20 protein-coding genes and 1 pseudogene are annotated in these 23,081 nt (G+C 34.7%); 14 read left to right on the top strand and 7 right to left on the bottom strand.

The window, feature by feature from the left end; translation table 11 throughout:
• Positions 1–21: 21 nt before the first annotated feature.
• From MWU56_RS02290 to MWU56_RS02275, 4 genes are read right to left on the bottom strand one after another with little or no spacing between them, the layout of a single operon-like run.
• Positions 22–1,482 (bottom strand): lipopolysaccharide biosynthesis protein, encoded by a 1,461-nt coding sequence (locus tag MWU56_RS02290; protein WP_247041794.1) that lies wholly within the window; start codon positions 1,480–1,482, stop codon positions 22–24.
• On the bottom strand, positions 1,482–2,750 hold the full coding sequence (locus MWU56_RS02285) for a glycosyltransferase (RefSeq protein ID WP_247041793.1): 1,269 nt from the start codon (positions 2,748–2,750) through the stop codon (positions 1,482–1,484). Before MWU56_RS02285 ends, MWU56_RS02290 begins: the two co-directional genes overlap by 1 nt.
• Positions 2,750–5,182 (bottom strand): YfhO family protein, encoded by a 2,433-nt coding sequence (locus tag MWU56_RS02280; RefSeq protein WP_247041792.1) that lies wholly within the window; start codon positions 5,180–5,182, stop codon positions 2,750–2,752. The genes MWU56_RS02285 and MWU56_RS02280 overlap by 1 nt, the downstream gene beginning before the upstream one ends.
• A gap of 24 nt (positions 5,183–5,206) precedes the next feature.
• Positions 5,207–5,470: a DUF4834 family protein gene (locus MWU56_RS02275; RefSeq protein WP_262917766.1), complete on the bottom strand. Its 264-nt coding sequence runs from the start codon at positions 5,468–5,470 to the stop codon at positions 5,207–5,209.
• An 87-nt stretch (positions 5,471–5,557) separates the two neighbouring features.
• On the opposite strand from MWU56_RS02275, the gene MWU56_RS02270 reads away from it, so the two are divergent.
• The 6 genes from MWU56_RS02270 to MWU56_RS02245 all read left to right on the top strand — a co-directional run bounded on the left by MWU56_RS02270 (position 5,558) and on the right by MWU56_RS02245 (position 10,644).
• Positions 5,558–6,520, top strand: coding sequence for a transporter (locus MWU56_RS02270; protein WP_247041789.1), 963 nt, complete (start codon positions 5,558–5,560; stop codon positions 6,518–6,520).
• Between the two features lie 88 nt (positions 6,521–6,608).
• A complete protein-coding gene (locus MWU56_RS02265) occupies positions 6,609–7,727 on the top strand; it encodes a GTP cyclohydrolase (protein WP_247041787.1) in 1,119 nt (372 codons plus the stop codon).
• A gap of 227 nt (positions 7,728–7,954) precedes the next feature.
• Complete coding sequence (locus tag MWU56_RS02260) at positions 7,955–8,809, top strand: CPBP family intramembrane glutamic endopeptidase (protein WP_247041784.1); 855 nt, start codon at positions 7,955–7,957, stop codon at positions 8,807–8,809.
• A 165-nt stretch (positions 8,810–8,974) separates the two neighbouring features.
• Entirely contained in the window at positions 8,975–9,736 is a 762-nt protein-coding gene (locus MWU56_RS02255) for a helix-turn-helix transcriptional regulator (RefSeq protein ID WP_247041783.1), read from the top strand.
• A 4-nt stretch (positions 9,737–9,740) separates the two neighbouring features.
• Positions 9,741–10,202, top strand: a complete 462-nt coding sequence (locus MWU56_RS02250; RefSeq protein WP_247041781.1) for a GyrI-like domain-containing protein — start codon at positions 9,741–9,743, stop codon at positions 10,200–10,202.
• Between the two features lie 7 nt (positions 10,203–10,209).
• Positions 10,210–10,644, top strand: coding sequence for a DUF1801 domain-containing protein (locus MWU56_RS02245; protein WP_247041779.1), 435 nt, complete (start codon positions 10,210–10,212; stop codon positions 10,642–10,644).
• A 242-nt stretch (positions 10,645–10,886) separates the two neighbouring features.
• On the opposite strand, the gene MWU56_RS02240 is transcribed toward MWU56_RS02245, so the two are convergent.
• The gene (locus MWU56_RS02240) at positions 10,887–11,450 is read right to left on the bottom strand and encodes a PIN domain-containing protein (protein ID WP_247041777.1); all 564 of its coding nucleotides are present in this window, start codon (positions 11,448–11,450) and stop codon (positions 10,887–10,889) included.
• The gene (locus MWU56_RS02235) at positions 11,440–11,895 is read right to left on the bottom strand and encodes a helix-turn-helix domain-containing protein (RefSeq protein WP_247041775.1); all 456 of its coding nucleotides are present in this window, start codon (positions 11,893–11,895) and stop codon (positions 11,440–11,442) included. Before MWU56_RS02235 ends, MWU56_RS02240 begins: the two co-directional genes overlap by 11 nt.
• Before the next feature lie 305 nt (positions 11,896–12,200).
• On the opposite strand from MWU56_RS02235, the gene MWU56_RS02230 reads away from it, so the two are divergent.
• The 6 genes from MWU56_RS02230 to MWU56_RS02205 all read left to right on the top strand — a co-directional run bounded on the left by MWU56_RS02230 (position 12,201) and on the right by MWU56_RS02205 (position 20,114).
• Entirely contained in the window at positions 12,201–12,788 is a 588-nt protein-coding gene (locus tag MWU56_RS02230; RefSeq protein WP_247041774.1) for a hypothetical protein, read from the top strand.
• 163 nt (positions 12,789–12,951) lie between these two features.
• The gene (locus MWU56_RS02225) at positions 12,952–14,466 is read left to right on the top strand and encodes a S41 family peptidase (protein ID WP_247041773.1); all 1,515 of its coding nucleotides are present in this window, start codon (positions 12,952–12,954) and stop codon (positions 14,464–14,466) included.
• Between the two features lie 206 nt (positions 14,467–14,672).
• Positions 14,673–15,881 (top strand): serine hydrolase domain-containing protein, encoded by a 1,209-nt coding sequence (locus tag MWU56_RS02220; RefSeq protein WP_247041772.1) that lies wholly within the window; start codon positions 14,673–14,675, stop codon positions 15,879–15,881.
• 273 nt (positions 15,882–16,154) lie between these two features.
• Positions 16,155–17,300 carry a hypothetical protein gene (locus MWU56_RS02215; RefSeq protein WP_247041771.1) on the top strand — a complete coding sequence of 382 codons (1,146 nt, stop codon included), beginning with the start codon at positions 16,155–16,157 and terminating at the stop codon, positions 17,298–17,300.
• Between the two features lie 210 nt (positions 17,301–17,510).
• A complete protein-coding gene (locus MWU56_RS02210) occupies positions 17,511–18,329 on the top strand; it encodes a carboxypeptidase-like regulatory domain-containing protein (protein ID WP_247041770.1) in 819 nt (272 codons plus the stop codon).
• Between the two features lie 576 nt (positions 18,330–18,905).
• Positions 18,906–20,114 (top strand): aspartyl protease family protein, encoded by a 1,209-nt coding sequence (locus MWU56_RS02205; RefSeq protein ID WP_247041769.1) that lies wholly within the window; start codon positions 18,906–18,908, stop codon positions 20,112–20,114.
• A 142-nt stretch (positions 20,115–20,256) separates the two neighbouring features.
• Here MWU56_RS02205 and MWU56_RS02200 read toward each other — a convergent pair.
• A pseudogene (locus MWU56_RS02200) lies at positions 20,257–20,528 on the bottom strand (transposase); the annotation flags it as partial.
• Between the two features lie 142 nt (positions 20,529–20,670).
• Between MWU56_RS02200 and MWU56_RS02195 the strand changes: the two are divergent.
• Positions 20,671–22,002 carry a cytochrome ubiquinol oxidase subunit I gene (locus MWU56_RS02195; protein WP_247041767.1) on the top strand — a complete coding sequence of 444 codons (1,332 nt, stop codon included), beginning with the start codon at positions 20,671–20,673 and terminating at the stop codon, positions 22,000–22,002.
• Positions 22,003–22,004: 2 nt separating this feature from the next.
• Entirely contained in the window at positions 22,005–23,078 is a 1,074-nt protein-coding gene (cydB, locus tag MWU56_RS02190) for a cytochrome d ubiquinol oxidase subunit II (protein WP_247041765.1), read from the top strand.
• The last annotated feature ends 3 nt before the right edge of the window (positions 23,079–23,081 follow it).

Raw genomic sequence — 23,081 nt, 5'->3', positions numbered from 1 at the left:
CCCCGTAGTAGAATTTATTCACTACGGGGTATTTTTTTTAAGCCATTTGGACAAGAAACCTGAAACATCTTCGGAAATATTGAAACGATACAAAATCCCAACATACATCACCACTATAAGCATCGACTTTAGTCCAATATTAAAGATAGGATGAAACTGAAACTGTAATACATCAAACAAAACGGCAACTAAGACCAGTGTAGCAAACACTTTAAAAGTTGCCGAAGTAAAAGGTAAAATTCCAAATTTCAACTTTACAAAAATCAACTTCACCAAATTGAAGATAAATATGGAGACGAAACTGGCCAAAGCCGCACCTTCCATCCCTAATTTCGGAATCAAAAAATAATTGAGAGCAATGGTCAAAGCGGCCAAACAAACCCCAAATACCAAAACTGTTTTGTAGTATTTTGAATTGTACAATATGGAATTAATATTTCCCAAGAGCGAGTCCATCACCTTGGCCAAGCCAATCAAGAACACAATCGTAAAACCATTTCTATAATTTTCGGGCAACATTAGATACAATTCGTTTAAATTGAGAATAATCAAAACGAACAATAAACCCGAAGCAATAAATAGTGTCAACGAAGTTTTTTTATACAATGTATTGAGCCCCTCATTATCGTTCTTGTTCAATAACTCAGCCGTTAAGGGATAGGTAATCTGGTGCATGGCACGAGATGGTACAATTATTACCGTGGCTATGTACACAGAGACCCCATAGTACGCTACATTTTCAATGCTGATAAATTGATTCAGCATTACCTTATCAATTTCCAACAAGATCAAGGCCGCAGAACCACCCAAAATAATCAAAAAAGAATAGGACAGAATCTCTTTGGTGTATGCAGGAAATTTAAAGTCCAACCTAGGAAAGCGCAACCTAAAGGCATAAATTTTAATAATCAACGTCCTCAAAAGGTACAAGCCCACCAAGCATTTAAAAAAAACGTCCAACGAAATCACATCAAAATAAAAAAGAAGTAGCAATATGGAAACCCCCACCCTAGCAAAAACCTCTTTCATAAAATTCCCGAAAACTGATTTTAAATGCACTTTGGCCCAGGAATAAAACACTTCAAAATAGGCCATGGCCAATCCTACAAAAAACACATACCACAGATAATCCTTGACCATGGGGTTTACTTTGGACACCCAATCTCCAATGGGTTCGTACCAAATCAGACCAATTAAAGCTATGGGCAATATCCCAAGTAAAGGAATTAAAAGCATCAGGGTAAAAAAGCCATCTTTTTCCCCTTCTTCGTGATTGCTATAAAATTTCACCATGGTATTGTGCACACCAAACGCCATTAAAGGCATAAGAATGGCACCCGAAGCCAATATAAACGTAACCAGGCCATAGTATTCATCCGGAAGGATTTTGATATAAAGAAACAACGTATTGATTGCCCCAAAAATGAAGCCCATATACGTTACCACCATATTTTGTATGGATTGTTTTAGAACAACGCCCATTAGATAAATTTAGCCAAAGATTCCGTTAATGCCTTTCGGTGATAGCGTTCAACCCCTTTGGAATTACAAGTCAATGTTCCCTTTTGATACTGGTTGAATGCCTCCAAAAGTACCATTTTTAAAGTTGCGACATTATCATGCGGGCAGGTATGCCCAGCTTTGTGCTGCTCCACCATAGCACCTGCCTCCCATCCTTCAGGGCCAATTGCCAAAATAGGACGCTTGGCGTTTAAGTATTCAAACAATTTTCCTGGAATGATGCCTTTGGTCTCTTCCGAATCAATTTCCAACAACAACAGTAGTTGCGATTTTTGTTGCAACTTCAATACTTCATCATGGGAAAGATAACCTAATTGTTCTACAACTTCATCAAGCCCAAAATTATGTATGGATTGCAGCACCTCTTCCCCCACTACACCGGCCAATTGTACCTTTACAGCATTCTTAAAATCTTCATTTTCGGTAATCATCTCTTGTAAAGCTTGCCAAAACCCTAAAGGGTTTCTTCCGGTCAACAATGAACCAATATGTGAGATGCTAAATTTTGAATCCAGTACAACAGACTGTCGCTCATCATCAAAACCATTGGTGATCACCTTGATAGGTTTAGGGGTAATGGCTTCAAATTCTGACTTGGTAGTGATACTGGTTACCACAATTTTATCAGCCTTTAAGAGCACACTTTTCTCCAAGGCTTTATGCTTTTGTTGCGAAGAGGACGTTAAACGTAACTTTTTATGATAGCCGATGGATGTCCAAGGGTCCCTAAAATCGGCAATCCATTGCACATTGTATTTTTTTTTGAGCCCCAATCCAATCAAATGTAAACTGTGCGGTGGCCCTGTGGTAATAATGGTTTGTATCCCCTCATCCGCAATCACTTTGGCCAAATAGGAAATGGAGGGTTTCACCCATAATTTTCTGGCATCGGGAATAAACAAGTTGCCACGAATCCATAACAATACCTTTTCCACAAATGAAGGATCCTTCTCCTTTATGATGCCGGAACTAATCGTTTTGGTCTTCTTTTTGGACAACATCGAGGCCCAGCCATAAGGTTCTTTTATGGGGTATTTTACTATTTTGATGGAATCGGGAACTTCTGAAACCAGTTTTTTATCCACAAGGGGGTAACTTGGATTTTCCGGTACATACACAATAGGTTCAATACCAAAATCGGGAAGGTATTTTACAAACTTGAGCCAACGCTGTACCCCTGGTCCCCCAGCAGGAGGCCAATAGTATGCTATGACCAAAATTTTTCGCATTAGGAATCTTCCTTTTTTCTTCGGAACAAGGTAAAGCCCAGTCCACCAACTATGATCAACCCCAAAAGTACATTTGCGGCCAAGGATATCTGGCTTCCAGTTTCCACCACTTCGGGTTCAAATGTAAACTCAATATCATGTTGCCCAGCAGGTATCTTCATACCACGAAGTGCATAATCCACTTTATAATGTTCTTGTGGTTGTCCATCAATAAACGCATTCCAACCGGATGGGTAATGCATTTCCGAAAATACTGCAAAACCATCATTCGGATTATTGGCCCTGTATGTTATATGATCTGGACGGTAATCCACCAAATCAATCCTTGCCAAAGAATCTACCGAATAGCGTAATTTGGTTAGATCGGGGTACTCACGTGTATTAACAATCGCTTGCGTACTGGAGTTAAAATCACCCAACTTTTGAATTTCCTCATTGGCAGATGAAACCGGTATCAACTGGTCCACAAACCATGCATTACCATTGGCATCGGGATTTACGGCAGGATAACTGTTCCCTTCATCATCTTGTTGAATGATATATTTCACATTCAACATATTTAAAACCTGAAGATTGTTCTGGTATAAATGGAATTCAAACAGATTTTGGAGTGCCCGTGGTTTTGCCGCATGGTAACCCCCTATGGATTTATGGAAATAAGAGGTCCGTGCCCCATTTATTCCCTCTTGAGGATCAAAAACCCTATAAATTGAATCATCCTGCTTAATCAATTGGTCTAACTGACTGGCTTGAAATGGTTCGTTTACCTGACGCTGGCGAACAAAATCACCTTCGTTCACATAGCGGAGATCCACTCCTACCAAATCAAATAGTATAAGTGCGGCCAAAGCAAATACCAATATATTTTTATTGATTTTTTCTTTGATAAAAAACCATAAAACCGCTGCGGCCAAAGCAACATAAATCAAGGATCGGATGGTATCGCTGATATAAACAGCTTCACGATCTCGCTGGATCATGGTCATTAGCTCATCACCAAAATAACCACGGTACATTTCGTCCCGTAGTCCTTCAAAATCAAAGAACCCTTTCAGCAGAAATATTACAACACCAAGACCAATAGAAATAAAGAAACTCAGCTTTAATGCTTTGAGTTTTTCCTTTTGATCTACGGATGATTTAAAAAGTTGCGCCAACCCTAATATACCGAGTACCGGAAGGCATAGTTCCAGCACCACTTGAATGGAAGAAACCGCCCTGAACTTATTGTACATGGGGAAGTAATCGATCATAAAATTGGTGAGCAGCGGAAAATTCTTCCCCCAAGACAGCAACAAGGATAATATTGCTCCGGCAAGTAGCCACCACTTCTTTTTTCCATCAACCAAGAAAACTCCAAGTAAAAACAAAAAGAAAACAATGGCGCCCACGTAAGCTGGGGCAGCAACAATGGGCTGATCACCCCAATATAAGGGCATACTTCCGGAAAATTCCAAGGCCTTGGATGGTGTCAAACCCTGGTTGGTCAAATACTCGTAAGCTTTGGAGTCTGTGCCTAAATCTTCATTTCCCGAACCTCCGAAGATCCTTGGTACAAACAGGTTCAAGGATTCCGAGATTCCGTAACTGTATTGGGTAATATAGTCGTAGTCCAAGCCATCACCGATTTCTTTAGTACTTCCATCGGCATTTATGGTCAATTCCGATTTTCCCCGCGTACTCCAGTCGGCATATTGTTTGGTTGCCATAAGACCGGTGGCATTTGTGGCCACGGACAATACTACGGCCAAAACCAAAATACCCACAGAGGCAAAAAAGTGTTTTAGTTCTTTTTCTTTTATGGCATAAATAAGGTACACCAAGCCCATCACCAATACCAAAAGCATAAAATAATACGTCATTTGGTAGTGATTGGCACTAATTTCCAATGCCATGGCCAATGCCGTTAGCACAAATCCTAAAATATATTTTTTCCGAAAAACTAGCACTATTCCACCCAAAACCATGGGAATATACCCTAATGCATGCGCCTTGGCATTGTGTCCCACCCCTAAAATAATAATAAGGTATGTGGAAAAACCAAAGGCCAATGCCCCTAGAGCAGCAAGTCTAAAATCAACCTTTAAACATAAAAGAAGGATATAAAACCCGATCAGGTATAGAAAAAGATAATCTGCCGGTCGCGGTAAAAACCGAATCAATCGGTCCAATTCCTTAACGTAATTATGTGGATAATTGGCTCCCAGCTGGTACGTGGGCATCCCACCGAACGCACTATTGGTCCAATACGATTCCTCGCCCGTAACATCTTTATACGCATCGCGTTCTTGAGCCATGCCCTTATATTGGGCTATATCGGACTGAAAAATGGCTTTTCCCTGCAATACCGGATAAAAATAGACCAGTGAGGCCAGGACAAATAAACCAATTACACAAATATGGGTGATTATGGCTTTTGGAGAAAGATTCATGAATAGGTTTTGATAAGGCAAATATTAATCAATTTCCTCAAAATCTATGTATTCTCCAACTTTTTTTGAGGGATTTGATTTTGGAAACGGTTTTTTGGAAACAAAGGTTTCCCCTTCCCTAGTTGGTTCATTGTCGTAATCCTGTGGATTCCCCCCGAATTGTTGCCCAAAACGTTCACTTGTTTTTTTAACTGCATAATTTAAAATCTTCGGTGCCAACCATTTCAAAAGGAATTTGAGACCGTAGTATACTAATATGACAATTAAAATCGTTTGTAATAAAACCATATAACCTTAGTTATTGAATCAAAGTTACATCGTTAGTCTCTTATAGCCATCAAACGTATCTTAAAATAGTATTAAAAACCCTGTTATATGGAAATTTCCATGATCAAAAAGTCATTTTTTCTTTTCGTTCTGTTCCCAACAATTCTTTGTGCCCAATATACCGATGTCATCAATTCCAACCGACCGGGACGTGCTGCCAGTGCTTATGCAGTAGGTAAAAATGTGGTACAGGCAGAAATCGGATTGATGTACGAACAACAGGACAATGCCGATCTAAATTCGGATTCCAACATTTTTGGGGCAGATTATGCCTTAAGGTATGGGTTGTTTTTTGAAGAGTTGGAAGTTATTGCAGAAGGATCTTTCATTACACAAAATATTTTGTATCCCGATTTGGGGATTGAAGGAACATTGACCAATTTTTCGCGCAACCGAGTGGGATTAAAATACCTTGTGTATGATCCTTACAAAAATCCAGAACGTAGCAAGCCCAACTTATATAGTTGGAGAGCGAACAATCTTTTTCAATGGAAAAATCTGATTCCTGCCATATCGGTATATGGAGGAGCAAATTTTGTAATTGGGGACAATCCGTTCTATCCTGGAGAACCCACTGTTTCCTACCGTGGGGGCATTCAAACCCAAAGTAGGCTTTCCCCTCGATTTGTATTGATTTCCAATATTGCCTACGATCGTATCACCACCGATTTTCCCGAATGGCGCTACGCCCTATCTTTATCGCATGCGTTTCGTGATCCACGATGGAGTGTGTTTTTTGAGGGACAGGGGATTTCCGGAGATCGTTATTCGGACATTATTTTACGAACCGGTGTGGCCCGTTTGATCAGTCCAAATTTTCAAGCCGATTTTCATTTAGGTTCCGGATTTAAAAACGACCCATCGCGGGTGTTCGTAGTTCTCGGATTTTCCTATCGTTTGGATTTCCATAAAGACAAACTTATCCCCATCAACGAGCAGCAGTCCGGTATGACCGGTAAAATCAAAAAAAACGCCAACAAGCGTAAGTCCAAAAAGCCTGATAAAAAATAAAACGGACCTATAGAATTTTACGTTTTATGCCAACTTCATTTTTCTACTGCAAGTAATATTCATAATATTGATGAATTAATTTGCAGCTATGATCACTGTTAAGCAGGTTCGGTCCAAATCAGACCTAAAACATTTTGTAAAGTTTCCCTTTTCACTCTACAAAGATTCACCTTATTGGGTACCTCCTATCATCAAGGACGAAATGGAATCCTTTGATAACGATATAAATCCTGTTTTTAAAACCGCAGAGGCCAAATTCTTTTTGGCATATAAGGACAATAAAGTTGTTGGTCGTGTAGCTGCCATTATCAATTGGCTAGAGGTAAAGGATCAAGGACTTAAAAAAATGCGCTTTGGCTGGTTCGATTTTGTGGATGACCTTGAAGTATCCAAAGCTTTGTTGGACAAGGTTCGTGAGATTGGCAATGCAAACGACCTTGAGTATATGGAAGGGCCGGTAGGGTTTTCCAATTTGGACAAAGTTGGTGTCCTTACCGAAGGTTTTGACCATATTGGGACCATGGTAACCTGGTACAACCATCCGTACTACCAATCGCATTACGAAAAGCACGGCTTTACCAAGGAAAAGGAATATAGGGAAAGTAAATTTCCGGCAGCTAATGCAGACCCAAAATTGTTCGCCAAGGCCAATGTATTGATTAAAAAACGCTATGGCCTACGTGAGATGAACTTTGAAAAAAGTGCCGATATTATGCCATGGGTGGACAAAATGTTCGACCTCTTCAACGAATCCTACGCCAAGCTATCGTCCTTTGTAAAGATCACCGATATCCAAAAAGAATACTTTAAGAAAAAGTACATCAGCTTTATCAACCCAGAATACATAAAGTTTGTGGTGGATTCGGAAGATAATATAGTGGCTTTTGCCATTGTAATGCCCTCCTTCTCGGAGGCCTTGCAAAAAGCGAACGGCAAGTTGTTTCCATTTGGGATTTTCCATTTGCTCAATGCTCGCAAAAATAGTAAGGATGCCATTTTTTACCTGATCGGTATTCATCCAAAATACCAAAACAAAGGGGTTACCTCCATTATTTTTAATGAATTTCATCATACGTTTAACAAGCGAGGCGTTGTAAACTGCATTCGTACACCAGAGCTGGAAGACAATATTGCGATACAGCAAATGTGGAAGCACTTTGACCCCAAGGTGATTAAGCGTAGACGCACCTATGTAAAAGACCTGTAGCCCCTACCCTTTTTCGTTTTTACTTTTCTCGTATACAAACGGTTATACCCGTTTGTGCCTAGTTGGAAACGGTTACAAGCAATTATATCTGGCTTTTGTCCTGTGCTTGTTGGTTTTATGCTATTTTTAGTAGAATATTAGGGTATTGCGTCTATACCCTAGTTAGGCGCAATGTAACAAAACTACGAGCTCTTCGTCTTCCTTTAATAAACCAATCAGAAGTTAAAATGCAAGAAAATTTAATGGAACGAAAAAAAACTTGGAATATAATCTTTATTTTCCTCGCTATTGTTACGATTTTAAGCTCTTTATTTCATTATGCAATAGTTAATTTATATCCATCACGAATATACATTGGAGGACTAATGTGGTGTCCTGCAATAGCTACCATAATCACTTTAAAACTGATAAAACGTCCTATTTCTTCACTAAATTGGAATTGGGGAAATTGGAAATATATTCGACTTTCTTATTTTATTCCTGCTTTATATGGCTTAATCACTTATATACTAATTTGGGTTTTTGGCTTTGGAAGTTTGACAAATGGAGAAGAAATTACTGAATGGGGAAAAGAACTTGGTTTGATTGGAATAGGAACTTTAAATCCAACTTCGATTGGAATCATAGCTATTATTTTATTAGGAACTATTGAAGTAATAAGAGCAGTAGCAACAACTTTAGGAGAAGAAATTGGGTGGAGAGGTTTCTTTATTTTTGAATTAAAAAAGGTACTTTCTTTTACTGGTGTTTCTGTCTTTAGTGGAATAATTTGGGCTTCTTGGCATTGGCCATTAATTGTATATTATGGAGAAAATGTAATCTTGGAATTGACGACATTTTATGTTGTTATTGTTTCAATGTCATTTATTATGACTTATTATACTTTTAAATCTAAAAGCCTATGGCCAGCAGTAATTTTTCACGCTGTAAGCAATGTATATATTCAAAAAATATTACCTGAATTAACAATTAAAAATGAAGGAACAGAACATTGGCTTGGCGAAAACGGAATTATGTTTGCAATTGTGACTTGTGTTTTTGGAATTTACTTTTGGAGAAAAGCAATTAAAGAAAAATTATAAATAAAAAACACAGCGCCTAACACCGTGTAAAATTAATTGCTGGTTTTTAGCCAATTTACGAAAGTCCTCGCGGACTTTCTATCTGTGATTTATTTACTAACTTTAGTTCTTAAAACACGCAACTAATCTTACACAAAACCGTTGGCAACAAGCTGAAAAAAACCAATGGACAAAGAAAAACCGAGACTTGCAAGATTGACAGCAATCCTAACCCAATTACAATCGAAACGAATTGTAACTGCAAAAGATATTGCCGAAAAACATAATGTAAGTGTCAGAACGGTTTATCGAGACATCCGAACACTTGAAAAATCGGGAATTCCAATAGTAACGGAAGAAGGAAAAGGCTATTCGGTAATGGAAGGCTATAAAATTCCACCTGTAATGTTTACCCAAGACGAGGCGAACGCACTTATAACGGCTGAACAATTGATTAGCAAAAACAAAGACCAATCTTTGACCGAACAATACGAAAGTGCAGTTAACAAAATCAAATCTGTTTTAAAATATAACCAAAAAGAAAAAACCGAATTGTTGACAAACAGAATTCAAGTTCGCAACAATCGTGAAAACGAAAAAACCAGTAACTATCTTATAAAACTTCAATCCACCATTTCAAATTATCAAGTGGTAAAAATGGATTATTTATCATTGGCAAATAAAGAAAGTCAAAGGGAAATAGAGCCATTTGCACTTTACACGACACAAGAAAATTGGGTACTTATCGCATTTTGCAGACAAAAAAAGGACTTCAGAGCCTTTAGACTTGACTGCATCCAAAAATTACAAATCTTGGAGAAACATTTTGAACCTCATAAAATGACGTTGCAGGAATATCTTGAAAATTGTAGTTCAAAATATAAAAACACCCTTGACACACCTTTGTCACAAGGTCAATCTAACTTTGCATTAAATCAAAAAATATAAGAATATGCAAACAGTAAAAATTGAACCTTTTAAAATTATCGGAATTTCGATAAGAACAACAAATGAAAACGGACAGGCTTCTCAAGAAATTGCCGAATTATGGCAACGATTTATGTCCGAAAACATACTTTCTAAAATTCCGAACAAAATAGACAATGCCGTTTATTCATTATACACGGAGTACGAAAGCGACCACACAAAACCTTACACGGCAATTCTTGGCTGTAAAGTTGAAAATTTAGATAATGTACCAAACGGAATGGTCGGAAAATCATTTGACGGAGGAACATATTCCAAAACCACGGCAAAAGGAGATTTAATGCAAGGATTGGTAGTCAACCAATGGTCGAAAATATTTGAAATGGAACTTGACAGAACCTATGATGCCGACTTTGAAATTTTTGGAGAAAAGGCTCAAAATCAAGCAGATGCGGAAGTCGAGTTTTATGTAGGCATTAAAGGCTAACAAAAATATGCGAATAAAAAAGTTTGAAATAAAAACAGACCCAAGAGTAAATGAAGTTTTTGCAAATTATCCCGACTTTGTTCGGGATAAAATGCAATTTCTTCGTGAATTGGTCATTGAAACAGCGGAAGAAACAGAAGGAGTTAACAAATTGGAAGAAACTCTAAAATGGGGAGAACCGAGTTTTGTAACTAAAAACGGTAGTACATTGCGAATGGATTGGAAAGAAAAATCGCCAGACCAATACGCTATGTATTTTCAATGCACAAGTAGATTGGTAAATACGTTTAGATTGGTTTTCGACCACAAATTTGAATACGAGGGAAAACGAGCAATTGTTTTTAAATTAAACCAAAAAGTTCCAGAAATGGAATTAAAAGCGTGCATCAAAGCATCTTTGACCTATCACAACGTAAAGGAATTAATTACGTTAGGAATTTAAAAGAATAATCAGAATAGAAAGACAGAGCGGAAAAGCCAGTTGCTAACAATGTATATAGCTCATTGCTAATCAGGTACTAACCGAAGTTTTAGGCTTGTTTACGAAGTCCGCCAAATTTTTTAATTTGGCTTTTTGAGAATATAAGGTAAAAAAAATTAAAAAATTCGGCTACGTGCTTAAACGGAAAGGCAAGTGCTTATCTACACGCAACAAGCCATATACTAACCGTTGTCATTAATTTCTCAAAGTTGCGAATGCAAGAAGTCAGCAGTATCTTTTAATCCTCTATTTCTGAGTATATCTAAGACATCAAACTCATCTAAATCAGGATTCCGGCGATACAACACCATTTCTTTAAACGCTTTTACAGCTTCTTCAGGATTTAAGTCAATAATGTCAGTTAAGAAGTCATCTGCGGTCTTGGCGGAAAGGCCAAACGACGATAAATACTCTTTCGGAAAATCTTTAATATTATTTGTAACAATTACATTAGCATTGGTCTTAATCGCTGCGGCTAGTACATGACAATCATTTGGGTCAGGTAATTCCAATCCAGAAATCAACCCCGAATAGTTAGGTACAAAAGCATCAGGAAATGCTAAATTTGCTCTTGTCATACGTTTGGAAATTTCTTCTTCTGAAACTCCTTTTCTTTTCATAACATCCGCCCATTCATCAAAAATATGTTCACTCCATTTAGGAGTATATAAATCATAGTGAGCAAACCAAAAAAGTAAATCTCTAATCTCAATCGGATAGATAACATTTGTATCTAAGACACAAATGAAGCGAACACTATGTATCATACAGTCCGATTTCCTCGTCAGATTGCATAATTTCAATAATATGCTTTTTCTGAACTTCTTTCATTTTTCTCTTATGCTTCATTACATCTTCAAACTTAACTCTACGATGTTTTCCAACTTTAGTGAAATCAATTTTTCCTTCTTCCAAAAGTTTAACAAAATGTGGTCTAGAACAACCTAAAATTTCAGCTGCCTTTTGCGTTGTAACTTCTGTGGCAATTGGCACCAAAGAAAATGGTTTACCTTTGCTCATTGCTTCTAAAATCTCTCCTAAAAGTTTCAATGCGCTTAATGGAATTTTTATCCTTTCCTGAGTCTCATCTATCTCTATTTCAGGATTATTAGACTTTAATTCCTTAATCACAGAAGAAAGAGCATCATAAGATTGAATAGCAACCTTTTGCTCCTCTTTTGAGGCTTTATTAACGTTATTGTAAGTTTCCATTTGGTTTATTAATTTTCTTCTTTACAATAATAAACGAAATAAACGAAACAAGCTTACATTTAAAATGTTAAAATTAAAAACTAATGACAACAAAACCTATAAACAATACGGGCTTCGGGCTTTACCGAATGGTTTGTGTATTTTTATAGGGTCGCGAAATCTTTGGGATTTCGCTTTGACAGAAAAAAATAAACCAAAAGATTTCGCTATGTGTGGGGGAAAGCAAACGCTAGTTTGCTCCCGTACTGTTCATAGCCAGAGCGTTGTGCCCAATATGAGAAAACGCATTAAAACAATAAAATAGAATGACAATAAGTGATTATATAACTGGTGTAATTTCCATAGTCGCAATCGTGATATCTATAATTGCTTATCTACAAAATTCAAGAATTGAAAAAAGACAATTAAGAATCGAGAAATTAGAAGAAATGTTGGAAATAACTCATACTCTTAAAGAAAACTATGAATATTTTGACGATACAAATTTCTTTAAAAACGAACTGCTCTCGGACAATAAAAATAATGACGTTGAAAAAGATAAATACATCAAACAAATAAAGGAATTAATTAAAATATCAGAAAATATTGACCTGCAAAGTAAACTGACACGATTATATGTTTTAAATAATTCTTACTTACCGAAAAAAGAATTAAAGGAAAAAATTGGGGTTTTTATTACTATTTATACTTCAATTTCCAGAAATACAATATCTGAACCATTTCAAAAAATTAAACTTCCTTTTACCGAATTTCCAAAACGATGGGAGTTTTCGGATTTTACACAAGAAATCCAAAACGAATTAATTGAAGAAATGGATTTGGGTTATAAAGATAGTATTGATGACAAAAATACTTATGAACAGAAATTTAAAGAAAGGTATAATCTAAAGTAAATACTGTGCCCAACACCATATATAAGCTATGGCTTGGTCAGTGCTTACTTGGAAAATCCTGCGGATTTTCCAAAGCCAGTTTTTATTTGGAGAGGTTCGCACTAAAACACGCCACAGCTCATATACATCAACGTTGGCAACCATTTGAACAAAAACAAACTGAATGACAAAAACAATAATCACTTTTCTTTTCCTAATCTCATCAATTGGAATTTTCGCCCAATCAATAGATGAGCCATTTTCAACAAGGAAAATGAAAAAAGACTTGGAAGTGTTTAAAGAAATTAGATTAAAAGCAAATTCCGGACTTTACAAATACCGAACAAAACAGCAAATAGACAGTATTTACAATTGGGCTGAAAAGGAAATTAATAATTTATCGACTTACAGAGATTTTTATAATCTGATTTGCACGCTAACCGACTATGAAGGAAGTTTACACAATAACACCCTGTTTCCAAAAAAGAGATATGAAGAAGTAAAAAAAGAAAAATCAGGATATTTCCCATTTCCAGTAAAAATTGTAGAGAACAAAGTCCTTCTTAATTTCCAAACGGACAAAATACCTTTAGGTGCAGAAATAGTATCGATTAACAACAGAGAAATTAGCAATATTATTCTGAAAACTTATAAATTCTATACAACAGACGGAACCAACAAAACGGGAAAACAAATTGGAATTAACGGTTCATTTAGCAAATATTATAGATACTTGTTTGGTCTTGAAAACGAATTTAAAATCATATTTAAAACTGAAAATTCAGATACACAAAAATCTGTAGTTGTAAAAAGCGTAGGATATTCAGACTATCGAAAAAACTTTAAAAACAGACATTCCAAATCTTTTGACCGATTACAATACGAAAACCTAAACGAAGATGAAATTTACAGCTATAAGCAAATAAACAAAAACACTGGACTTTTAACAGTAAACTCTTTTGGTATTGGAGGAAACGAAGAGGCAACAGAGCATAAAATATACAAAAAGTGGTTAGACAGCATTTTTGTAAACATCAAAAATAACGGCTTAAAAAATCTAATAGTCGATGTACGAAATAACGGCGGAGGAACAGACCCAAATGACGTGATAACATATTCATATTTAGCTTCAAGAAAATTCCAAGAAAGTAAACAGGTTTGGATTAGCTTTAATAAAATTCCACTATTAAAATATTACGATTCACCAATTCCTGCCTTTTTAAGACCTTTAGGAGTTGGAAAATTTAACCGTTATTTTCAAAAAAGGTTTCCAACAGAAAAAGACGGAAAGTATTTCATAAGTAAGGAAACAAATGAAATGAAAGCTAGAGAGCCTAATAAAAATGCTTTTACAGGAAACATTTATCTTTTAATAAGTCCAAGAGTTGCTTCCGCAGGCAGTTTATTCGCAGCTATGGTTGCAGGAAATGAAAACACAATTACGATTGGCGAAGAAGCTATGGGCGGATATTATGGACATAATGGACATACAGATTTTGGGTATGTTTTGCCAAAATCAAAAATATTGACCGAATTTTCAATAGATAATATTGAGCAAGATGTTCCTAAAAAATCCAATCAATTTTATAATAGAGGAATTATTCCAGACTATAATGTACAACAAACTTTTGAGGACTTTTTAAACAATGTGGACACACAAATGAATTTCACATTGAAATTGATGATAAATGAAAAATAAAAACGGTTACCAACAATGTATAACCGCAATTACGGCGGATTCGACTACGTCCGAATCCACTCGGAATTGCTAAGGTCAGTGCTAAACCGAAAATTAACGCATACTAACCCGTAACTGACGGTTATACTAGACCGTTGGCATTAATTCTGAAATTGCAACACTCAAAAAAAAATGTCGTCTTTCTAAAACTAAAGAACAGTCACATTATGAATAAAATTAAATTTAGTTTAATTGCAATTACAATAGTTTCATTATCATCTTGCCAATCAAATAAGAAAAAAGAAATTACGGACGACTTAAGAGATAAAGAAACCTCTATTCAGCAAAAGGTCGAAAGTAACATTTACAAAATAGACGAAAATGGCAAAAATGATTCTATAGCCACGAGCATTGAATCAAGAATGGAAGCTCTAAATGTTTCCGGAGTTAGTATAACTGTTTTCGACAACAATAAAATCCTTTGGTCAAAAGGCTATGGTAAAAAAAATAAAGAAACAGGAGAAGATGTAAATGAGAACACGCTCTTCCAAGCTGCATCAATTTCTAAACCAATCGCAAGTGTTGCCGCATTTAAATTGATAGAAGAAAACAAATTTTCTCTTAATGAAGATGTTAACTCAAAATTAAAAAGGTGGCAAGTTCCAAATAATGAATTTACCAAAATAGAAAAAGTGACACCAAGTAGAATAATGGGTCATACTTCTGGTTTAGGCACAGCTGGTTTTCAAGGCTACAATAAAAATGATTCAATCCCAACATTAACAGAAATATTACAAGGAAGTGAAATAACAAATTCAGAGCCTGTACGTGTTGTTCAAAAACCAGGAGAATCTGAACTATATTCAGGTGGTGGAATGGAAGTGTTGCAAATGTTAATGGAGGATGTAACTGGAGAAGAATTTGCTCAACTACTAAACATTTTAGTTCTTAAACCAACTGAAATGAATAGCAGTTCCTTTGCTTACCCTCTTCCTGAAAAGTTGGACAGTTTAACAGCTAATGGTTATGATGAAAATGGGAACGTTATAAATGGAGGCTATCATATCTATCCCGAAAAAGCAGCAGCAGGACTTTGGACTAACCCAACGGATTTAGCCCTTTTTATGATAGCTTTGGGAAAATCATATCGAGGAGAAGATAATAGCTTATTAAGTCAAGAATCGGCGAAGACAATGATGACCAGAGTACCAAATGCAGGTGGAATTGGAATAGGTATAGACGGAGAAGGAAAAGCCTTTCGTTTTAGACACACGGGTGGAAACGCAGGATTTGTTTGTTATGCAGTTTCTTTTGCCGACACGGGACGTGGAGCGGTCATTATGACAAACTCGGATAATGGTTTTCCTTTGATTCACGAAATAACAAGAGCCATTTCAAGAGAATATAATTGGCCCGCAATGTGGATGCGAGAATAAAGAAAGAATTGAATCGGATAAAAATAACTAGTGCCAACAATGACTATAAGTAATTGCTTGTTCTCGCCTACTTCTGAAAATCCTTGCGGATTTTCAGTTTGGTGTGTACTTGCAAAGTTACGTGCTAAACCACGCAACTACGCATACAAGCCGAGGTCGTTGTGCTTCATTAAAATTAAGATTGAGATAAAAAATTAAATGACAACTTATAAAAAAAAATCCTCTTACATTCCACTCGTTTTTATTATAGTCTTAGTTTTAATAATAAGTTCAGTGAAGATATTTTTACCATCTAATTATTTTCAATTAAATACTGGATTTTATCTAACAATAGGACTTATAGTTTGCATTATAATAATTTATTACTGGAATAGATATGTCTCATATTTAACTATCAACAAAAATGATTTAACTATTCAAAATATCTTAAAAAAAGAAAAGATCAGTCTTAATGAAATTATAGGTTTTGAAAAAGAATATTGGACTTTCACTTACTCTAAAGCATTAAAGTATATTCTAATTAAAACTAAAAGAAAAACTATTAAAATATACCCTTACTATAATGATTCTAATGAATTAATAAAATGGATAGAAACTAATTTCACGAATTTAAATGCTGTAAAAGCTCACAACGAATGGGAACAAGTATTAAACGATGAGGATATTGGAATGGACAGGTTTGAACGCCTGCAGAAAGTGAAAAAAGCAAAAAATATAGCTATTTTGCTCAATTGCACATCAATTATAATATTTCCATTCTATTTTTTCTCACCAACACGGCCATTTATAATAATTCCGGCTATCATTATCCCTTTGTTGACATTTATTGCAATTTTCTATTTTAAAGGCATTATTAAATTAGATGATTTTTCAGGAAAATCTTTGGTACGCAGAATTGAAAAACAATCGGACCCTACAACACATAATTCTACCGTTTATACTTATATTTTTGGAGCAATAGCACTACCCACACTTATATTGCTTGGCATATATTTTATAGATTTCAATGTTATCAATTTCAATGGCTTATGGAAAGTCTCATTAATCATTTCGACAATAATTTTTGCATTATGCTTAATAAGAACCAAAGAATTTAAATCTAACAAATTGATGAGCTATGTGAGTTTATCCATGATATATATTTTTATTTATGGATATACTTTTTTTGGTGCTATAGCATTAAATTGTGCTTTAGATTTCTCTACTCCAGAAAAAGAGACAAGTATTATTGTTAATAAATACGTCTCAGGTGGGAAATATGATTATTATAGTATTGTTATAGATAAAATGAATGAAAACAAACCGATAAAATTGAGAGTTAGTGAAGATATGTATAATGAATACCAGGTTAAGACGAATTTTACTTTTTATAACAAAGAGGGATTATTAAAAATGAATTGGATTTCATATGACAAATAACGAAAGTACTACAAAGTATAAAATAATAAGGGTTAAGTACTAAACCTAAAGTTGGCGCATATTAATAAAGTGCTCCAAATTTACAATTTGGCGATTATAAGAAAAATAACAGTGAAAATTGTAAATCTGGCCAAGTGCTACATCGAAAATAAGTGAGTTTTAACCGCTTACTATTCTTATACTAAACCGTTATAAAAATAAATTGAAAAAATGCGAAAAATCATAATAGTACTTCTTCTTATTTCCTCGAAATCATATTCCCAAGAAACTTATAACGGAAGCATAGTAGATAAGAATTCTAAAGAGGTTCTGCCTTATGTTAATATTGGGGTTGTCGGAAAAAACATTGGAACTGTATCTAATAATAACGGAGACTTTCAAATTGAACTGAATGAAAAATACGATAACGATACATTGAAAATTTCAATAATCGGTTATAAATCTCTGATTTTTAAAGTATCTAATTTTAAAAATATAATTCTCAAGAATCCAACCCTACAACTGGAAGAAGAAATTACTGAATTACAAGAGGTTGTCGTTTCAAGTAGAAAATTAAAAGAAAAAATTCTTGGAAATAAAACTACTTCGAAAAAAATTAGTGGTGGTTTCTCATCAAATCATTTAGGTAATGAAATCGGCATAAAAATTAAAATTAAGAAAAGTCCAACTTACATTAAAGATTTCAATGTTTTTATCATCAAAAATGAGTATGACAGTATTAAGTTTAGACTCAATTTTTACGATTTGAAAGATGGATTACCCAATAAAAGTCTTTTGAAAGATAACATCATAATTGTCAGTCAAATTAAAGAAGGTAAACTTACTGTTGATCTTAGTGATTATGACATTGTAGTATATGAGGATTTCTTCGTCTCTTTGGAGTGGATTGAAAATTTAGGAGATAAGGATGGGTTGAAATTCTCCTCTGGTTTTTTGGGTAGCCCCATAATTATTAGATCTACAAGTCAAGATGATTGGCAAAAAATTGGAGCTATTAGTGTTGGATTTAATGTAACAGCTAAGTACTAATAAACTTTCACTAACAAAACCTAAACTGCATTGCCAATCATAACGTAATCTGAAATTGGGTATTGGTACGTGTTTCAACGACAAAGTAATTCGGAGGTTTATGAGATAACTTTCCTGTCTAAACGGAGCAATTCGCAAGCCGTACGCTAACCTCCCCATATCGGGGTCGCAATGCGCAAGCAAAACTAACAGAACGACTTCAGAACGCAAGTAATCCTCAAAAAAACACTTTTTACAACAAAGGTAATTGTTGCACAACCCCAAAATAATTAAAACAATGACTTCCATAACCGCTTTTTAAGGCGGTCTTATTTTTTATACACCCAAACATGCTGTAGCCTTCCCTAAAAATATAAAGCTACATTTAGCTGAACCTCGAAATCACTCTTCTATACCAACTCTTTTATTATTCTAAATACCATATCTTCAACTTAAGAAACAAACATACGAGCCGAAACCATTAGCTGTCAGCAAAAAAAAAACCAACTCAGGCAACCATTTCAGAAAAATTAGTGTCTATTAATATGAAAGGATAAAGAAATACTTATTCCTAAACGAAAAAGACTAAATCAATTTATGAAACATAACAAACTACTATTCTTACTTATTGTACTTACTTTATTAACCAGTTGTGCATCTTCAAAAATTAATAAAACCCTTAAACAAGGAAATATCGTTCAGGAAGATTTTAAAACTACTATACCTTTTGAATACCGTAAAGGACTTATTATCCTTAAAGTAACTATTGAAAATGAAACATATGACTTTATCTTAGATACTGGAGCTTCTAACGTGCTTTCTAAAGAATTAGCAGAAAAGCTTAACGTTAAGTCTTTAGGAAGTGAAAATGTAACTGATATTCATAAAACTAGCCAACTACTTAACTATACAAAAATAGACGATATTGAAATAGGAGGTATTAATTTTCAGAATACTATTGCAGCTATATCAGATTTTAATAGTGGTGAACTTGCTTGTTTAAATGCCGATGGTTTTATTGGTTCTAATTTAATGCGGTTTGCTGTTTGGGACTTCGATTTCGAAAACCAAATAATAACGATTACAGATGATGAACAAAAATTAAATATTCCGGCAGATGCTATAGAATCAAAAATGTTTATTGGTACTGCAGCTAGTCAACCATCTATTATTAGCTATATAAATGGCGATAAAGCATTGAATAATATGATTGATTTAGGTAATAATTCTACGCCACATTTATCGTATTTAGATTTTTTAAAACAAAAAAAATCTAATAAAATAACGAAGTATATATCAGGTTCAGGATATTCTGGTATTGGTATGTATGGGAAGGGTGAAAAGAAAAACGAGCTTGCTGCAAAAGTAGACGAGATAAAAATAGGTGATCATATCATAAAAAATAAGGTGATGAGGATTAAAGATGGTAAAACAAACCTCGGAATTTTATTCTTTAAAAATTATAGATTGATTTTAAATTGGGAAGAACGAAACGTCAAAATGGTTCTTCAAGAAGGTACTTCTAATAATACAGAATTAAACCATTTTGGTTTCAATCCTAATTTTAATGAAAACAAGGTATTTGTAGATTTTATATATAATGATACAGAAGTAGCAAAACTATTACAATTTGGAGATCAAATATTACAGATAAACAATATTGATTACTCCAATATTACTAATGAAAACAAGTGTGATTTCTTTAACAATGGTCTTATACCAAAAGAGACTGATGAAATAATGATTAAAGTATTAAGGAATGGAGAAAGATTGGAATTTCAGCTAAAAAAGGTCAGGCTTCTTTAAACAGACATAATACTGAACTGCTAACAAGGAACTGAGGTAAAAAACAAATAAATTCTTCCTTTATCTGAGACAATACTATTCTAAGCTCATAGATTCAAAAAACTGATTCTTTGGGCTTTTTTTATTCGGATATATTTTCTGTTTACTTAGGCAATATTGAAACGTAGGTTTCATCATACGGCCTTCCTGATTTTGTAATGGCAAAGGACTATTTGAGTAGTTTGTTCGATACCGCTATCAAAGCAAGTTTTGCTCTTATCTTTTGCCGTTATCCGCTCATAGACCTCCTTGCAGGCCCTGTTGTGCTTACAGGCATTGAACGAACACAGAAACAATAGGTTCCGCAGTGTCCTATTGCCCACCTTGCTTATGCGGTGCCGGGCCCCTAACACTGCTTCCCGACTCCCGTATCGTATAAAATTAATTGCTAGTGCAAGCCCTACTTATGAAAGTCCTTGCGGACTTTATATCTGTGATTTATTTGCTAACTTTATTGCTTAAACAAGCAACGAAATCATACACAAAACCGTTACCCATTATTTAAAGAAAACAGTCTATGGAAGACATGATATTTTACGATAGACTGCAATTTGCATTTACTATCACATTCCACTATATATTCCCACAATTAACCATGGGATTATCTTTAATGATCGTCTATTTTAAGTGGAAATTCCTCAAAACTAAAATTGAAAAATATAATAATGCAGCAAAGTTTTTCATGAAAATATTTGCCATTAATTTTACCATGGGAGTAGTAACAGGTATCCCAATGGAATTTCAGTTTGGCACCAATTGGGCGAAGTTTTCTGAGTTAACAGGCGGAATTATTGGTCAGACTTTAGCAATGGAAGGTATGTTCTCTTTCTTTTTAGAATCCTCATTTTTAGCACTCTTCATTTTCGGCGAAAAATTGATGGGACAAAAACTACATTTCTTAACTGGTTTTCTGGTGTTTTTGGGATCTTGGGCAAGTGGTTGGTTTATTTTAGCCACCAATGCTTGGATGCAACATCCTGTGGGTTATGAGATTTTAGAGAATGGAAAATTTGTATTGGAAAACTTCTCGGCACTTTTTACTAATCCTTGGTTATTGCCAGCTTTTTTACATAATCAATTTGCTTCTGTTGTAACCTCTTCATTTGTGGTCGCAAGTATAGGTGCTTTTTATATTTTAAGAAATAAGCAAACCGAATATGGACAACTATTTTTAAAAACTGGTGTTATTTTCGGATTAATATCCAGTGTATTAGTCGCTTTTCCAACAGGAGATTGGAATGCAAAAAATGTAGCAAAATATCAACCAGCTTCTTTTGCGGCTATGGAAGGTATTTTTGAAACAGAAAAAGAAGGTGCAGAAATTGTACTTATTGGACAACCCAATATGGTCGAGAAAAAATTAGATAATAAAATTGCTGTTCCCAATATATTAAGCTTTCTAACCTATCAAGAATGGGATAAACAAATTCCTGGAATGGACCAATTTGAAAAAGATGAGTTGCCAGATAACATTCCTGCGTTGTATTATTCCTATCATATTATGGTTGGTTTAGGAACTATATTTATAGGCATTATGGCACTCTCAGTTTTCTTTTTATGGCGAAAAAAATTGCACAAGATTAAACCTTTACTATGGACGATAATGTTTCTTGTTCCATTCCCTTATATAGCAAATATCACAGGCTGGTACACAGCAGAATTAGGAAGACAACCATATTTGGTTTATGGTTTATTAAGAACAAGCGACGGTGTATCGCCTACAGTTTCATCTGGTAACACACTCTTTACTTTACTCGGTTTTGTCGCTTTATATATGTTGCTAGGATTACTGTTTTTAGTCTTAGTTGGTAAAACTATTAATGTAGGTCCAAGACATAAAACTCATTAATCATGGAAATATTTTGGTATATAATTATAGCAGTTGTTTTAGCTATGTTTTTCATTTTAGATGGTTATGATTTCGGAACAGGAATCATTCATTTGTTCTTTGCTAAAGAAGAAAAAGACAAAGAAGTCATTGCAAAATCGGCTGGACTATTCTGGGATTCTAACGAAGTTTGGTTAGTCGCAGCAGGAGGAATGCTATTTATGGCTTTTCCAACATTTTATGCATCCGTTTTTAGTGGTTTTTATTTACCATTAATCATTGTTTTGTGGTTAATTATTTTCAGAGCAATAGGTTTAGAATTTAGAAGTCAATTTAAATTTCAAATGTGGAAAGATATTTGGGATGTATCCTTTGGTGTTTCTAGTTTATTATTAGCCTTATTTTTCGGAATCGCCTTAGGAAACGTCGTTAGAGGTGTAAATTTAGGAGGTGTTGAAAATGGTGTATCTGCTCACGAAGGACATTATTTTTTCTTACCACTATGGGATAGTAGTTTTAGTCCATTAACAGAGCATCCTGGAGTTATAGATTGGTTCACTATTATTATTGGATTAATTTCTGTGGTTACTTTGGCAATTCATGGTGCCAATTGGATAATCTTAAAAACAAATTCAACTATAAATAACAAACTTAAAGGTGTTATTTTTAAATTGAATATTGCGTTGGCAATCCTTACCGTTTTCTCTTTAATAATATGGCAAAGCGTTAATCCTAATTCTTTAGATAATTTTGCCAATAAACCATATTTATTAATTTTCCCTGTTATTTATTTAATAGGATTAGTTGGCTTGTTTTTTATCAAAAAAATCAAAAAAGACGTTCATGCTTTTTTATTGTCTTCCTTATTGATAGTTGGTGGAATAACATCATCATTAGCATCTTTATTCCCAGTAATATTACCGTCAGTTAATAAAACACATGAGCATCTAACGATTTACAATACTGCAGCATCAGAATATGGATTGTCTGTAGCTTTTAATTGGGGAATAATTGGTTTCATTCTTCTAATAGGTTACATGATTATTCAAAAGCGATTAATAGGTGGAAAAATTGATAATATGGATTATGGGCATTAGAAT

This window comes from Allomuricauda sp. F6463D (assembly GCF_023015965.1).
Taxonomy (GTDB): domain Bacteria; phylum Bacteroidota; class Bacteroidia; order Flavobacteriales; family Flavobacteriaceae; genus Flagellimonas.
Note: the sequence above shows the minus strand (reverse complement) of the source record. Positions and strands in the feature narration are given on the sequence as shown.